Below are 15,489 nucleotides of genomic sequence, written 5' to 3' on the forward strand. Positions count from 1 at the left end.
CGCCGCGGTGATCACCCGGACATCATGCCATGGCGGACACGCGGTTTCACGGAGCTGCGTGTCTGTTTCACCGGGATCTGTGTGTCTGTTTCAACAGGCATACAGCGGGCATCCCCCTGATATGCCGTACGTCGCCCGCAATGAAGTCCACGCCGCTCGCATCATCAGCGGCGTCGGCACGTTGTTCGCCCTCGTCGAGGGCGTCTACATCCTGATGCTGATCCTCAACGCGGATCAGTCCAACAAGTTCTTCGTCTTCATCAAGGGGCTCGCCGAACCTCTCGCATTGTTCTTCCCGGGCCTGTTCCACACCGGCAGCCCGAACATCGACACCGTCCTGAATTACGGCCTGGCCGCGGTCTTCTGGCTGGTGGTCACCGGTTTCGTCGCCCGGGTCATTGCCCGCTAGAGGCCGGCGGCCGACAGATCGAACGCGGTGAGAGCCGCGGCGAACAGGGGTGTGTGCTCGGAGCGGCCGGGATCGTATCCGGTGAGGGCGGCGATGCGGTTCAGGCGGTAGTTCAGGGTGTTCCGGTGCACGACCAGCGACTCGGCGGCCGCGACGCGATTGTGGTCGCAGGCCAGATACGCACGCAGGGCCGCCATCAGGTGCTGATGCCCGGCCAGCGGCGCGAGCAGGCCGAGCAGCCAGGCGCGGGCGGGGCCGGGGCGGGCGAACTGGTACTGCAGGGCGAGGTCGGCCATCCGGTACACACCGGTCGGCCGTCCCAGTCCTAGGGCGAGCCGGGCGATCTCCCCGGCCTCCTCGGCACACCCGGGAATCTCGGAAACGGTTGCGGCGGTGTCTGTCCCGGCTATCACCCGGCCACCCGCGGCGGCGGCGATCCGGGCGACCGCGGCATCGACCCGGGCGGCCGGTTCGCTCACCGGCACCAGCACCCAGCCCCCGGCCCGATCCAGCACGGTCAGCGCCAGCGGTGACAGCGCGTCGACCTCCCCGTGGATCACCCGCATGGCGGGCCGCGCGCCGTCCCCTGCGGCGGGCCGCACATCGCCCACCGCGGCGGGCCGCACATCGCCCACCGCGGCGGGCCGCACATCGCCCACCGGGGCGGCCGTGCCGGCGGTGCGCAGCGCCAGCACGTGATAGCCGCCGAGCACGATCCCGAATCGATCGGCCGGCAGTTCGGCCGGTTTGCCCTGCAACAATGCCTGCGCCAGAGCACGTTTGGCTTCCCGCTGCTCCCAGTGCAGGTCCTGCCGCTCACGCAGATAGGACCCGGCCACGCCCGGAATGACGACGCCCAGATACCGCAGCAACTGCGGCACGGCCCGCAGCAGTTCCTCCCGCTCGTGTTCCGTCCGCGCCTGTGCGGTGAGAACGTTCCAGGCCGCCAGCGCCCCTTGGTGATACACCGCCAGCACCGCATCCAGGGGGATGCCTTCGCGCGCCCGCCGCACCGCGACCGCGATCATGTCGTCCAGATCGCCCGCCTGGGGTTCGCGCCCCTCCCCCAGCAGTCGCGTGAACAGCCGCAGATTGTCCTCGGCACGATGGATCACGTCCCGCTCCAGCAGATCCCGTGGCAACTGCTCGTAATCCGGGACGCTGCGCACCACCGCCGCCAGGATCTCCCGCGCGGCCTCGGACAGGTGGGTCGCCAGGAATTCCGTGAACGCGGCCTGATCCTCGGGTGGGTTACTCACCGGTACATTGTCGCCGCGACCGAATCCCTTCGCGGGGCAAATGAATCCAGCAGGGCGAATAGCCGCCACCGCCGGATCGGCCTGTCATTCCACCAAATCCGGCCGATCAACCCGGAGATCCTCCCCACCGCCGTGCAGGCCCTGATCGGTCAGGCCATCGGGGTGGGGAGGTGACCGGTCATAGCTCGACGATGGAGGTCAGCGGGTAATCGCCCTGGCGTTCACGGCCTTTGAGGAAGCCGAGCTCGAGCACCACCGCCGCCGCGACCACCTCGGCCCCGGCGGCGGCGAACAGCTCGGCCGCCGCGGCGAGGGTGCCGCCGGTGGCGAGCACGTCGTCGAGCAGCAGGACCTTACGGCCCTTCAGATCGATGCCGTCGGCCGGGATCTCCAGTGCCGCCGAACCGTATTCGAGGGTGTACTCACGCGAGATCACCGGCGGCGGCAGCTTGCCCGCCTTGCGGACCGCGATCACGCCGGTGCCCAGCGTGGCGGCAACGCCCGCGCCCAGCAGGAAGCCGCGCGCGTCGACACCCGCCACCAGGTCGGCGTCGGGGGCGCAGGCCGCCAAGCAGTCCAGCACCGCGCGGAAGCCCTCGGAGTCGGCGAACACCGGGGACAGATCCGCGAAACGCACTCCCGGCGTCGGGAAGTCGTCACGCCAGCGGGTCAAACGCTGCACCGCGGCCGCCGCGCGGGCGGCCCGTTCCCCCGCCACCTCGGCCGTCTCCAGCATCTCGTGCTTGCTCATCCGCACCCACTCCTCATTCACCACGCCACCACGGCTCTCACCGTTTCAGCACCCAGCGATCCATGTTCCAGCCCGCTCCCGCCTCGGTGGGACTGGCGATGCCGTTCTCCATACCGTCACCGAACCCGATGGTGCGGGGGGCGGCGAACAGCGGAACCGACGGCATCTCGCTCCAGAGCAGGTTCTCCTGCTCGGTCAGCAGGTTCAGCACGGTGCCCGAGTTGTCCTCGGCCGCAAGCTGATCCGCGATGGCATCGTAGCGGCCGTTGCCGAACCGGCCGAAATTCAGCCCCGCGCCGGTGCGCAGCGACGCGATGGCGCCGGCGCCGGCCAAGGAACCCGACGGGCCCGGCATGCCGGCGGTGCCGCCCAGGATGGCGTCCACCTTGCCGTCGGTGAGCTGCGACGCGGTGAAATCCGGTGCGCCCGCGTCGACCACGGTGATGCCCGCGGCCTTGCAGGCGTCGGCGATGGCGGTCACCGTGGCCGCGCGCCGCTCGTCCGGCTTGACGTAGCCGATGCGGACGGTCTGGTTCTGGACACCCGAGGTCGCCGCGGCCTGGGTGGCGGTGGCGTCACCGCCCTTGTACTTGTCACCCGCACCCGAGATCGCCGAGTAGTACACCGAATCCTGTTGCACCGTCCGGGAATTCAGCAGGCTCGCACCCAGCCCGAGCTTGACGTCGTAACCCGGGTGCCCGAACTTGTCGAACAGCGCCTGCCGCGGCACGCACAGCGCGAACGCCCGGCGCGCATCCGCCGATCCGAACACCCCGCCGGTGCTCAGCACCAGCTGCTCGACCCCGCGGCTCGGCAGATTCTGCTTGTGGAACCCGCCCAGGCCCACGTCGCCCAGCGACCCGGCGCCCACATCGAGCACGCCGATCGACTTGTCCGACACCTTCGACTTCAGGTCGGAGTGCCGGTCCCACACCACGATCCGCGGCGTCCGGGGCTGATTGCCCCACCACTTCTCGTTCTTGACCAGCACCAGACCGTCCTTGTCACCGAACGAGTCGATCCGGTACGGCCCCGAGGACGGCAGCAGTGTCAGGTCCACCTTGCCCGGGGCGAGCTTCCAGCCGTTGTTCCAGAAGTCGGCGATGCGCTCGAGGGTGGGTTGATCCCCGGTCTGCACCGGCGTCACCACGCTCGGGATTTTCACCTGCGCGGCGATCACGTGCGCGGGCATCAGCTCGGTGGCATTGAACAGCGTCTTCCACGCCGAATAGTGCTTGCCCGGCCGGAACACCACGGTGGCGTCCTTGGATCCGGGCTGGCAGTCCACCCGCTCGATATCGCGGTAGCCGTCGGTGCTCGCGGCGTCGAACAACGGCGCCGGCCCGCCCGGACCGGCCTTGGTGAATCGCCCGCTGCGCGCCGCCCAGGTCAGCACCAGGTCATCGCAGGAGGTCGCCACGCCATCGGAGTAGACGCCCTCCGGGGCGAGGCGGTACTGGATGGTCTGCGCGTCGCCCGGGACCTCCTTGGCGGTGCCGGTGTCGGTGTCGGCCACCGGCTGCCCGTCCGGACCGGTATAGAAGAACCCGGTCAGGACCCGCGAGAACACCGCGGCCGTACCGCTGTTCGCGCCCAGCGTGCTGCCGCCGTTGTAGCTGGCGACGACCGCGTCCACGCCGTACCCGATCGAGGGCACCTGATTCTTGCTGGAGCACCCGGCCAGCGCACCGGCGGCGAGGGCACCCGCCACCAGCGCGACGGCGGTCCGGCGCACAACCCTGTGGTCTTGCTTCACGGTCGCACCCCCTGCGCTCAGTGCCGTCGCTGCTGTCGTTTCCCAGTCGGCCGGGCCCCGGGACGCGGCGCCCCGGCGCTCTGACTGCGCGGCGCGTGGTCGCGTCCGAAACCATTGGCCTCGGCGCCACGGCCCGCGGCGCCGGCCCGCTCGGCGGCCGCCGCGCCCACCCGCGCCTTCGCGCCGCCGGAGCGGCGGTTGAGCACCTTCTTGGTGTGCGCGGCCACCGGACCCCAGGTCTCCTTGAGCGTCACCAGCACCGGCACCGCGAAGAAGATGGACGAGTAACCACCCACGATCATGCCGACCAGCTGCACCAGCGCCAGGTCCTTCAGGGTGCCGACACCCAGCAGCCACACCGCGACCACCAGCATGCCGATGATCGGCAGGATGCCGATGACGGTGGTGTTGATCGAGCGCATCAGCGTCTGGTTGGCCGCCAGGTTCGCCTTCTCCGCGTACGTGTGCTTGGTCAGGTGCAGGACACCGCGGGTGTTCTCCTCGACCTTGTCGAAGACGACCACGTTGTCGTAGAGCACATAGCCCAGGATGGTGAGCAGACCGATGACCGCCGCCGGTGTCACCTCGAAACCGACCAGCGAGTAGATGCCCGCGGTGACGATCAGGTTGAAGAACAGCGAGCCGATCGCCGCGAACGCCATATCGCGTTCGAAGCGAATCGCGATGTACAGCGTGGTCAATCCGACGAACACCACCAGCGCCAGCAACGCCTTCTTGGTGACCTGGCCACCCCAGGTTCCACTGATCTCGGCGACGCTGATGGCATTGCGGCTGGCCTGGCCGTTGGAGTCCTTCGGATGGAAGGCGTCGAACAGCGCGGTCTGCAGCTTGTCGGCCTGCTCGACACTCAGTGTGTCGGAACGGATCTGGATGGTCGCCGATGCCCCCGAGCCCGCCTTCTGCACGGTGACCGGGTCGTGGCCGAGCGTGGACCGGTAGACGTCCTCCACCTTCGAGGTGGTGACGCTGTCGGAGGCGGGCAGCTGGATCCGGGAGCCACCCGCGAAGTCGATGCCCAGGGTGAAGCCCTTGAACACCATGCTGGCCACCGCGATGGCGATCAGCGCCGCCGCGATGCCGTAGTACACCTTGCGCTTGCCGACGATCTCGAAACCACCGGTACCGGTGTAGAGCCGCTCGAACAGGCTGTGCCGCTTGCCTGTCGGCACGGCCTCGTAGTCGAGCTCGGAGTCGGAATCCACGACGACGGGAGAGGACTTGGCCATGATCACGCCTCCTTCACCAGGACGCCGGCGGTGGCCTTGCGTTCCTGTGCAAGCTCTGCAATAGCGCCCAGGCCGTTCACCGACGGCTTCGCCCAGAACGGCGAGCGCGAGACCAGCATCATCAGCGGCGAAGTCACCAGGTACAGCACGACGACGTCGAGCACGGTGGTGACACCGAGGGTGAAGGCGAAGCCCTTCACCTGGCCCGCGGCCAGCACGTACAGCACGGCGGAGGCGATGAGCGAGACCGTCTTGCCCGACAGGTTGGTGCGCTGCGCGCGCTGCCAGCCGCGCGGGACCGCGGACCGGAAGCTGCGGCCCTCCCGCATCTGGTCCTTGATGCGTTCGAAGAAGACGACGAACGAGTCGGCCGTCATACCGATACCGATGATCAGACCCGCGATACCGGCCAGGTCGAGGGTGAAGCCGATCCAGCGGCCCAGCAACACGATCAGCGCGTACACCGCCACACCCGCCGCGAGCAGCGAGAAACCGGCCAGGAAGCCGAGCATGCGGTAGTAGAGCAGGCAGTACAGCAGCACCGCCACCAGGCCGATGGCACCCGCGATCAGACCGGCGTGCAGCGACGAGATGCCCAGGGTCGCCGAGACCGTCTCGGCCTCGGAGGTGCCGAACGACAGCGGCAGCGAACCGTACTTCAGGGTGTTCGCCAGCTCCTTGGAGGTCTTGGCATTGATGCCCGGACCCGAGATCGCGGTGCTACCGCTGAACTGGCCGCCCTCCTTGATCACCGGCGCGGAGACCACGCGGGAGTCCAGGGTGAAGGCGATCTGCTTGCCCACGTACTTGTTGGTGAGGTTGCCCCACTGGTCGGTGCCGCTGGACTTGAACTGCAGGCTGACCACCCACTGGGCCTGCTGCAGCACGCCGGAAGCGTCCTTGATCTCGGTACCGTCCATCACGGACTTGTCGAGCAGGTAGACGGTGGTGCCGTCGGTGCTGCAGGTCACCAGGGGCAGGTTCGGATCGTCGTTGCCCTGCAACGGATCCGGCTTGGAGCAGTCCAGCGTGGCCATGGCCTGCAGCTGGGCGTTCTGGTCGGTGCTCTGGCGGGCCGCCTTGGCGGCCGCGATCTCCTGCGCGGTCTGCTGCTGGCCGCCCGGCTGCGCGGGCGTCGACGGCGGCGCGGACGGGGTGGTCGGGGCCTGCGCCGGGAACACCCGGTTCTGCGGGGCCTCGCCGGTCGTCGTGGGGGCCGGAGCCTCGGCCGTGGCCGGGGTGGTCTCGACCGGCGTCGCGCTCGTGCTCGGCGGCTGCTGCGGCTGGGTCTGCTGCGGCTGCTGGGCCTGCTTACCCGCCTGCGCGGGGGCGCTCTGCACCACCGGACGGAAGTACATCTTGGCGGTGGTCGCCAGCGATTTCGCCTGTGCGCCATCGGCACCGGGGACTGTGATCACCAGATTGTCGCCCTCGATGACGACCTCGGAGCCCGCCACGCCCAGACCGTTCACGCGCTGCTCGATAATGTTCTGCGCCTGCTTGAGGCTGTCCTGGCTCGGCTTACCGCCATCCGGGGTGCGAGGCGTCAGGGTGACGCGGGTACCGCCCTGCAGGTCGATGCCGAGCTTCGGGGTGTGGTGCTTGTCCCCGGTGAAGAAGATCAGGCCGAACATCAGAGCCACCAGCGCGGCGTAGATGCCGAGCAGACGCAACGGGTGCGCCGTTCCCTGAGAAGGTGGCACAGTACTTATCTCCTAGGCGGATTCGAAGGTGGAACGAGCGGGCACACACCGCAGCGCCACCGGCCGCCGGGAATCCGGTGCGGCCGATGGCGCGGAGTATGTCAGTCCTTGGTCAGCCGCGGCGCGTCGTCGGCGGCTTCGGGGGCGGCGACGTGATCGTCGGCGACGCCGTTCGAAGACGCGGCTTCGGTGGTCTCGGCGGTGGTGTCCTCGGTGGCGTCGTCGTTGCGCACCTCGCGGATCGATTGCCGCAGCCAGGTGGTGACGACTTCCTCGGCGATCTCCAGATCGACGGTGGTGTCATCGAGCTCGACCACGGTGCCGAAGAGCCCCGACGTGGTGACGACCCGGTCGCCGACCTTCAGGCTGTCCTGCATCTCGGTGACCTTCGACATCTCCCGCTTCTGACGGCGGACACCGAGGAACATCGGGATGAGCAGGGCAACCAGCAGTAGCGGCAGCAGAAGGTCCATCGTCGAAGTCAGCCCCTAGTAAGTGGTCGGTTGGGTGCGTTTCCCACACAGTCTGCCAGTAATCCCTGAGAGAATGCGCGGCGACCTGTTCTAGAGTCCACGCTCGTTCGCGCAGGGCTGATTCATCCTGTTTCCCCCAGCTGCGCGGTCGACCGCCGACTCTGCCGACCGCGCAGTCCCGCTCAGGCCGGCTGCCGCCCGTAGGTGTAGTCGTCGAGCGGGAAGGTGGTCGCCTCGCGGTGGGCGTTCAGGGTGCTTGTCGGGCGCAACAGCGCGGCCTCACCGTGCTGGTTGAAGTAGTAGCTGCGGGCCGTGGCGCACTGGCCGCCGTAGAAGACCGACGAATCCAGTTTCTCGGTGACGCGGTCCAGGAAGTCGGCGTTGGCGCGCTCGGTGACCTCGAAGACCCGTTCGCCGCGGCGGAACATCTCCCCGAACAGGCGCGCCATGTGCTTCATCTGCGCCTCGATGGTGGTGAAGTAGGACAGGCCGCTGTAGGAGTAGGGGCTGTTGAGGCTGACGAAGTTGGGGAACTTCGGCACCGTGATGCCCTCGTAGGCCTGGAAGCGGTTGTCGCGCCAGAACTTTCCGAGATCGCGGCCGTCGCGGCCGATGATCTCGATGGCCGGGAAGTTGACGTCCCACAGGTTGAAGCCGGTGGCCAGGATGAGGGTGTCGATCTCGGTCTTGTGGCCGTCGGCGGTGACGATGCCGTCGGGCTCGATGTGGTCGATGGAGTTGGTCTCCAGGCGCACGTGCGGCTCGTTGAAGGTCTTGAAGTAGAGGTTGGAGAAGGTGGGGCGCTTGCAGCCGAAGTCGTAGTCCGGCGTCAGCTTCTTGCGCGTCTCCTGGTCGCGCACCTGGGTTCGCAGATGCGCCTTGGCCAGGATGCCCGCGGCCCTGTTGAGCGGCTTGGCCTCCTTGAAGTGCAGCACGCCGACCACCATGAGCGCCTCCAGCATGGAGGTGTTGACCAGGCGAGCGGCCTTCTGCGTCAACGGAACTCGCGCGAACAGATTCTGTACCGCGGGCGGAATCCGGGCGTCGACCTTCGGGACCACCCAGATCGGGGTGCGCTGGAAGACGGTCAGCGCCCGCGCCTGCTTGGCGACCTCCGGGATCAGCTGCACGGCGGTCGCGCCGGTGCCGATGATGGCGGACCTGGTCCCGGTGAGATCGACCTCGTCGTCCCACGCGGTGGTGTGGATGATCGTGCCCGCGAAGGTGTCGATGCCCGGGAACGGCGGGGTGTAGGGCTGCGACAGGAATCCGGTGGCGGCCATCAGATAGCGCGCGGTCAGCGATTCACCGTTCTCGACGGAGACCACCCAGTACTGCTGTTCCTCGTCCCAGCGCGCACCCCCGACCACGGTGTCGAACCGCATGCGCCGGCGCAGGTCGTACTTGTCGGCGACGTGCTCGGCGTACTTCTTCAGCTCCGAACCCGGGGCGAACAGCCGCGACCAGTACGGGTTGGGCTCGAAGGAGTACGAGTAGGTGACCGAGGCGATGTCCACGGCCAGGCCCGGGTAGCGGTTGACGTGCCAGGTGCCGCCCAGGTCGTTCTCCCGCTCGAGGATGACGAAATTGCTCAGGCCGAGCCGATCCAGCTCGATGCCCGCGCCCATACCGCCGAATCCCGCGCCGACCACGATGGCGTCGTACTGAGGTGCCACGCCGAACCTCCTGCAAGAACTGTGTTCGAACAAAACTGTGTTCAAAGAAATGATGCACATGTCACGGAATGACATCTCATTCCGTTTATGATCACCGTATCATCGGGCTCGTGACGAAGCCATCCTCGAGAATCGAACGGCGTAAGGCCGAACTCCGGCAGGAGATCATCGACACCGCGTTCGCGTGTTTCGCCGAGCGGGGCTACCACGCCACCGGCATCGCCGACATCGCGGGCGAGCTGGGCATCGGGCATGGGACGTTCTACCGATACTTCGAGAACAAGCGCGACATCATCGACCACGTCATCGACGATCTGTCCGCGCGGATCATCGAGTCGCTGGGGACCGACAATGCCCCCGACGCCGCCGACAGCCTCGAGGAGTACCGCGCGCAGGTGGATCGCATCGGCGACGCGCTGAACCACATCTTCCTCGAGGACCGGCGGGTGGCGCAGCTGCTGCTGTTCCAGGCCACCGGCATCGACACCGAATTGACCGCGCGGCTCTACGGTTTGCTCGACACCGCGGACATGCTGACCGCCGGGTACCTCGAGCACGGGGTCGAACGCGGTTATCTGCGTGCGGATCTCGACACCGTGAACACCGCGCGGGCGGTGACCGGCATGCTGCTGGCCGCCATTCTGCACGGCATCCGGACGCCCGAGGTGCAGGCGGTCGACGATCTCAGCCACGCCATCCGGCATCTGCTCATCGACGGCGTCCGCAAGCACTGACCCCACCGTGCACAAACGGACCGTTTGTCCGGTGCGGCCGGATTCGGCTGGGGGCGGAGGTAATTCGGACATGCAGCCATTGGCACAATGACCCGAGTGACCCCAGACGACGTCCGCCGCACCCGGTTCGGCCACGCGCCGTCCGGTCCCCACGGCTACCACCCCGCCCAGGTGGACGCCTTCTGCGCACGCATCGCCGACACCATGCTCGGCCGCGACCATCTGAGCATCGCCGAGATCCGGCACATCGAATTCGACGGTCCCCCACCCGGACATCGCGGCTACGACATCGACGAGGTGGACGACTTCCTCGACCACGTCTGCACGGAACTGGAATACCTACGCCGCGGCCGCGGACGCCTCCCCGCCGGCCGCACGCCCGACACCCTCACCCACGACGACGTCCTGCGCATCCAATTCTCCGCTCCCCCTTTTGGTTTCCCCGGCTATCTGGCCGAGGAAGTGGGCGCGTTCCTCGACCGCCTGGCGGCGACGCTCGCCCACCACGGCCCCAACGGCCTCACCCCGAACGATATCCGGGACATCACTTTCCACCTCGCCACCGACGGCGCGCCCGCCTATCACCGCGAGGAGGTCGACGCCTTTCTCGACCTGGTGATCCACCAGCTCGAGAAGCCCGAAGCATCCCGGCACTGACACCCGAAGTCGGAGCAGAATCTCCATCGGACGTCTCGCGTGTAGGGACCTTGGGCCCTGCTTCCGGAGGAGCCGACGCAACAGACTGATCGTCATGCGTAGACGATTCGAGTTGGCCTTCAACATGTCCTACCTGGCGATCATCTGGGGGCTGGTGATCGCCATGCGGCGCAATCGCGACCGGGTTCCGCGGGAGCAGCGGGAAACCGCGGCGCGATTCGAGGAGGCGTTCACCCTGCTGGCGACCGGCGACACCGCACACCTGGCGTTGCGCGCGGTGTCCATGGCACGCGGCGAGGACCGCGGGTATCTGAGCCTGCGGGGACGGCGGGCGAGTCTGATCGGGCTGGGAGAGATGGCCACCTCGATCACGATCACCCTGTTCTATGTGCTGTCGCTGGATGCCTGGCGGCTGCGGTTCCGGCGCTCCTGGGACGGTTTCACCAAATCGCTGCTGGGGCTGTCGTTCGTGCGATTGATCCTGCTGGCAACGCCGTTCAACAACTGGGACCGGGACGAGACGCCCGCCGGGTACGGCGTGGACCGCAATCTCCCGCTGCTGGCCGTGGGCGCCGGCGAGATGTACCTCATGCGCCGCGAAGCCACCCGCACCGGCGATCGCACCTTCCGCTTCCTCTCCGACGCCATGGCCGCGTCCTTCGCCTGCTACCTGCCCGTCATCCTGTGGGCTCGCCGCATCCCCCAGCTGGGTCTGCTCATGATTCCCAAGACCCTCGCCTACCTCGCCATGGCATTTCGCGTCTACGCCGACTTCTTCCGGGGCACACCGGAATCGGCCGCCCCGGAACCGGCGGCACCCGCAACCGACGCCACCGTCATCCCGGCACCGTCGCACCCAGCCGCGTCGCCGAGCTGACCGGTGCCACCGGCGGCCTGCGGTGCGCCCAGGGAGCGACGCGCTCGATGGCCGCGGCCAGCCGGATCACGGTGGCGTCGTCGAGGTGGCGGCCGATGATCTGGAGTCCGATGGGGAGGCCGGTGTCGGTCCAGCCCGCCGGAAGGCTGGCGGCAGGCTGGCCGGTGAGATTGGCGGGATAGTTGAATCCGATCCAGGCAGAATCGGAAACCGCTGTGCCGTCGATGATTTCGGGACCGGTCAGCTCCACCGGAAAGGCCGGGACGGCCGTGGTCGGAGTGATGAGGACATCGAGGTGGCGCATGAGCCGGGCCATGGTGTTCACCAGCGCCTTGCGCGCGATGTTCGCGTCGGTGAAGTGCTGTGCGGTCCACGGTTGCCGGATCCAGTCGATCACGTACGGCGACATCCGCTCGCCGTACGCGTCGATCATGGCTCGCATGCCGGTCAGATCGGTCTCGGCGATGATCAGCGCGGAGAAGGCGGCGGCGGGGTCCGCCCACCCGGGCGTCACGTCCTCGACGCGGCATCCGAGGCGGCCGCCCACGACCTCCAGCACCGCTCGTTCGACCACCGCCCGAACCTGAGGATCCACCGCCAGGTACCCGAGATCGGCACTGAATCCGACCCGCAGCCCGGCCACCGACTCCGGATGCTCGGCACCGGCCCGGGCCGCGCCGATCCAGTCCACGTCCTGACACGGAATGGAGTGCCGATCGCGCGGATCGGGGCCGGCGAGCACCGACAGCAGCAGTGCCGCGTCACCGACGGTCCGGGTGATCGGGCCGATGTGTTCGACACTCTCCCAGCCGGATACGCCGGGCAGCCGCTCGTCGCGGCAGCCCGGATACACCGGCACCCGACCCATCGACGGCTTGACTCCGACCAGCCCGCACAACGCCGCGGGCGCGCGGACCGAGCATCCGCCGTCACTGCCCAGGGCCGCGGGCCCCAGCCCGGCCGCGACCGCCGCCGCCGACCCCGCACTGGATCCGCCGGGGCTCCTCGTGAGGTCCCACGGATTGCGGGTGGCCGGGAACAGGCGATTGAGCCCGGTTGCGCTGTAACCGAATTCGGAAGTATTGGTCTTGCCCAGACAGATCGCGCCCGCCGCGAGAGCGCGTTCGACCACGATGTCGTCCTCGTCCGGGATGTGATCGCGATAGACCCACGACCCGGCGGTCGTGCGAATTCCCTTGGTGGACAGCAGGTCCTTGATCCCGAGCGGCACTCCCGCGAGCGGCCCCGGATCGAGGCCGCGCGCCAGTCCATCGGCCACCCGCCGCGCCTGTCGCCGCGCCTGGTCCGGCGTGGGGGTGCAGAAGGCATGCAGCAGTGGGTCGAATTCTGCCATCCGGTCGAGTACCGCGTCGACGATCTCGACCGGCGACAGCTCCCGTGACCGGACCCGGGCGGCGAGTTCGGTGGCGGGGAGGAAGCAGAGTTCCTCTCGCTCAGCGGAATTCACTGTGAGACCTCATCCGCCCACGGCGGCGACGGCGGGTTCGCGTGCGGCCGCCGGCAGTACCGCCGTGATTCCGGCCTGCACCGCCACCGCGGTGACGAACCCGATGACCGCGTCCACCGAGCCCGCCAGCTGATAGTGCGCGATCCCGGCGGCCACCGCCCCGATCCCCCACGCCGCGAACGCGACCGGCCGGACCGGCGCACCCGCCGCGGCCCGGCGCCGGGCCAGCAGGTGATCGACGATGAGGACCGCGCCGATCGGCGGCACCACCACGCCCAGCAGGACCAGCCAGTTGACGATGTGCGCCCAGATTCCGGTCAGCGCCACCACGGTGCCGATCAGGCCCAGCGTCACCGCCAGCGGCCGCATGCGCAGCGGGGTGATCCCGGCCCAGCCCACCGCTCCGTTGTAGAGGCAGTGCGCCGCAACCGATCCCAGGTTCGCGAACACGAACAGCACCGACAGCCCGGTGATCAGGGAGCCGTGCCCGGCGAGTAGTCCGAGGAAGGCCCCGCCGTTCGACGCCGGATCACTCGCGCCGCCGATCGCGACCACCACGCCACCGACGAGGAACGCGATCGAATTGGCGAACGGGAAGGCCGCGGCCGCGGCCAGCACCCCCGCCCGGCCGTCGCGGGCCCAGCGGGTGAAGTCGGCGGTCATGGTGCCCGAATCGGCGAAGCCGCCGACCACGATGCTCACGCACGCCCAGAATCCCAGCGGCCCGCTGCCGCCGGCGTAACCGAGCACCCCCGAGAGCGAATGCCCGTGCCCGAGACCGCAATACAGGGCCAGGCCCGCCATGATCAGGAACAGGGGCGTGCCGATCAGGCCGATGAGCGACAGGGCCCGGATCCCGGCGAGGGTGAGCACCACGAAGAACGTCCCGCCGATCACCCCGCCCCAGAACGGATTCCACCCGTACATGCCTTGGAGCGTGGTGCCGGTGAGCCCGACCTGATAGGAGAACCAGCCGATCACGACCGTGGCCAGGAAGCCGACCACCACGGCGCGCCCGCGGTCGCCGAAAGCGCGTCGCGCCTGCAGCGAGAAATTGCGGCCGGTCTGCCCGCCGATCCAGCTCAGCGTGCCGATATAGCCGAACAACAGCAGATTGCCCAGCAGGATCGCCAGCAGCCCGTGCCCCATGCCCTGGCTGTAGACGATCAAGCCGCCGAAGACCGCGTTGCCCAGGCACATCGGGAATCCGGCCCAGACCGCCGCCACCGAGAGCAGGCTCCGGCGCTCGGTGGCCGGGACCGGTTCCTGCTCGTATTCGTGACTCGACATGGTTCGGCCCCGCCTATCCCTGCTGCTTGAGACCCTTTGCGGGGTCGATGAATTCGTTGGTGACCAGGTCCGCGGCGGTGAGGTTGTCGGGGACCTGCTGGCCCTTGGCGCGCAGCAGCGGAGTGACCTGGGCGATGGCGCGGGTGACGCGGTCGGTGTCGAAATTGCCGAGGGTATTGCCGGGGCCGTTGGCGACGATCTTGTTCTCCAGCTGGACCCGGACGGAGTCGGTATTGCCGGCGACGGAGATGGGCGGGCCGTCCGGAATCGTCTGCGCGATGCGGAGCAGGGCCTGGTTGGTGGGGTCGGGATTGGTGACATAGTCGATCTGGGCCTGCTGCAGCATGGGGACGAGCTTCTGCAGGCAGGGGCGCAGTTTGTCGAGTTCGCCGCTGCGGACCGACCAGGCGTGCGGGTAGCTCTCGTATCCGGCGTCGGCGACCAGCAGGTGACCGGTGGGCTTCTGCCAGCCCTTGACGTCGTGCTCCCAGCGGTACGGCTCGTTGGAGACGTAGGCCTGCTGCATGACCCGGCCGTGCTCGGCGACGAAGCGGCTGGGCGTGCCGTCGTAGGAGGCGTCGGCCTGTTCCTTCTTCACGTACCCGCCGGCGATCAGGTAGTCCATGTAGATCTTGCCCTCGGAGTACAGGATCGGGGCGTTGGTCGCGGCCACGTCCTTCCACGAGTTGACGGTGTAGGTGGCGGGATCCCACATGATGATCTGCGGGTTCTTCGCGAGCGAGGCGAAGACGCCGGTCAGCGGGAACTTCGCCTTGGCTCGCACCTGCTCGTCGGTCGGGACCAGTCCGAGGGTGATGGAGTTGTCCTGGTACATCTGCGCGGGTACCGGTTGGCCACCGAGGAACGGACCGCCCAGCCGCACTTCGACATTCACGCCGGTGTCGCCCAGCGGGCCGGTGTACGCGCCCTTCTTGGGGTCGACGGTGCCGTTCGGGCCGACCAGCTGATAGGCCGCCGCGCGTTCGGGTGTGGCGTACCAGTCCGTCTGGATCACGATGGTGGACGGACAGACTCCGGCCAGCACGCCCTGCCCGGAGGGTTTCGGGGTGGAGGCGCCGCCACCGCAGGCGGCGGTGAGCAGGACACTGCCGGTGATCGCGGCAGCGGCGAGGACACGTTTCTTCACGAGCATTCCTTGAGGGTTGAAACCGATTGCGGGAGAATCTGT

The 15,489-nt window shown here is 68.3% G+C and carries 14 protein-coding genes; 4 read left to right on the top strand and 10 right to left on the bottom strand.

All coding sequences use genetic code 11. The annotated features are described in order from the left end of the window. Window positions 1-121: 121 nt before the first annotated feature. On the top strand, window positions 122-409 hold the full coding sequence (locus ACWEKS_RS12345) for a hypothetical protein (protein WP_452340121.1): 288 nt from the start codon (window positions 122-124) through the stop codon (window positions 407-409). Here the strand turns inward: ACWEKS_RS12345 and ACWEKS_RS12350 are convergent. The 7 genes from ACWEKS_RS12350 to ACWEKS_RS12380 all read right to left on the bottom strand — a co-directional run bounded on the left by ACWEKS_RS12350 (window position 406) and on the right by ACWEKS_RS12380 (window position 9,274). Beyond that, window positions 406-1,668, bottom strand: a complete 1,263-nt coding sequence (locus tag ACWEKS_RS12350) for a PucR family transcriptional regulator (protein ID WP_452340122.1) — start codon at window positions 1,666-1,668, stop codon at window positions 406-408. The two genes, ACWEKS_RS12345 and ACWEKS_RS12350, sit on opposite strands and share 4 nt — an antisense overlap. A 178-nt stretch (window positions 1,669-1,846) precedes the next feature. After that, complete coding sequence (locus ACWEKS_RS12355) at window positions 1,847-2,419, bottom strand: adenine phosphoribosyltransferase (protein ID WP_452340123.1); 573 nt, start codon at window positions 2,417-2,419, stop codon at window positions 1,847-1,849. Window positions 2,420-2,456: 37 nt separating this feature from the next. After that, window positions 2,457-4,175 carry an ABC transporter substrate-binding protein gene (locus ACWEKS_RS12360; RefSeq protein WP_452340124.1) on the bottom strand — a complete coding sequence of 573 codons (1,719 nt, stop codon included), beginning with the start codon at window positions 4,173-4,175 and terminating at the stop codon, window positions 2,457-2,459. Between the two features lie 17 nt (window positions 4,176-4,192). Next, window positions 4,193-5,422 carry a protein translocase subunit SecF gene (gene secF, locus ACWEKS_RS12365; protein WP_452340125.1) on the bottom strand — a complete coding sequence of 410 codons (1,230 nt, stop codon included), beginning with the start codon at window positions 5,420-5,422 and terminating at the stop codon, window positions 4,193-4,195. Window positions 5,423-5,424: 2 nt separating this feature from the next. Then, window positions 5,425-7,125 (bottom strand): protein translocase subunit SecD, encoded by a 1,701-nt coding sequence (gene secD / locus ACWEKS_RS12370; protein WP_452340126.1) that lies wholly within the window; start codon window positions 7,123-7,125, stop codon window positions 5,425-5,427. Window positions 7,126-7,226: 101 nt separating this feature from the next. Continuing rightward, the gene (gene yajC / locus ACWEKS_RS12375) at window positions 7,227-7,598 is read right to left on the bottom strand and encodes a preprotein translocase subunit YajC (protein ID WP_379386935.1); all 372 of its coding nucleotides are present in this window, start codon (window positions 7,596-7,598) and stop codon (window positions 7,227-7,229) included. 182 nt (window positions 7,599-7,780) lie between these two features. Beyond that, on the bottom strand, window positions 7,781-9,274 hold the full coding sequence (locus ACWEKS_RS12380; RefSeq protein ID WP_452340127.1) for a flavin-containing monooxygenase: 1,494 nt from the start codon (window positions 9,272-9,274) through the stop codon (window positions 7,781-7,783). Window positions 9,275-9,342: 68 nt separating this feature from the next. Here ACWEKS_RS12380 and ACWEKS_RS12385 point away from each other — a divergent pair, with 68 nt between their 5' ends. From ACWEKS_RS12385 to ACWEKS_RS12395, 3 genes are all read left to right on the top strand, one after another. After that, complete coding sequence (locus ACWEKS_RS12385) at window positions 9,343-10,008, top strand: TetR/AcrR family transcriptional regulator (protein ID WP_452340128.1); 666 nt, start codon at window positions 9,343-9,345, stop codon at window positions 10,006-10,008. An 87-nt stretch (window positions 10,009-10,095) separates the two neighbouring features. Beyond that, window positions 10,096-10,665, top strand: a complete 570-nt coding sequence (locus ACWEKS_RS12390; protein WP_452340129.1) for a DivIVA domain-containing protein — start codon at window positions 10,096-10,098, stop codon at window positions 10,663-10,665. A 94-nt stretch (window positions 10,666-10,759) separates the two neighbouring features. Continuing rightward, entirely contained in the window at window positions 10,760-11,542 is a 783-nt protein-coding gene (locus tag ACWEKS_RS12395) for a hypothetical protein (RefSeq protein WP_452340130.1), read from the top strand. On the opposite strand, the gene ACWEKS_RS12400 is transcribed toward ACWEKS_RS12395, so the two are convergent. Genes ACWEKS_RS12400 through ACWEKS_RS12410 form a run of 3 tightly spaced genes read right to left on the bottom strand, consistent with a single transcriptional unit; the run spans window position 11,502 to window position 15,447 of the window. Further along, window positions 11,502-13,010, bottom strand: coding sequence for an amidase (locus ACWEKS_RS12400; protein ID WP_452340131.1), 1,509 nt, complete (start codon window positions 13,008-13,010; stop codon window positions 11,502-11,504). The two genes, ACWEKS_RS12395 and ACWEKS_RS12400, sit on opposite strands and share 41 nt — an antisense overlap. 9 nt (window positions 13,011-13,019) lie before the next feature. Next, a complete protein-coding gene (locus tag ACWEKS_RS12405; RefSeq protein WP_452340132.1) occupies window positions 13,020-14,300 on the bottom strand; it encodes a purine-cytosine permease family protein in 1,281 nt (426 codons plus the stop codon). 13 nt (window positions 14,301-14,313) lie between these two features. Then, complete coding sequence (locus ACWEKS_RS12410; RefSeq protein WP_452340133.1) at window positions 14,314-15,447, bottom strand: ABC transporter substrate-binding protein; 1,134 nt, start codon at window positions 15,445-15,447, stop codon at window positions 14,314-14,316. Between the last annotated feature and the right edge of the window lie 42 nt (window positions 15,448-15,489).

The organism is Nocardia sp. NPDC004711, from assembly GCF_053601595.1.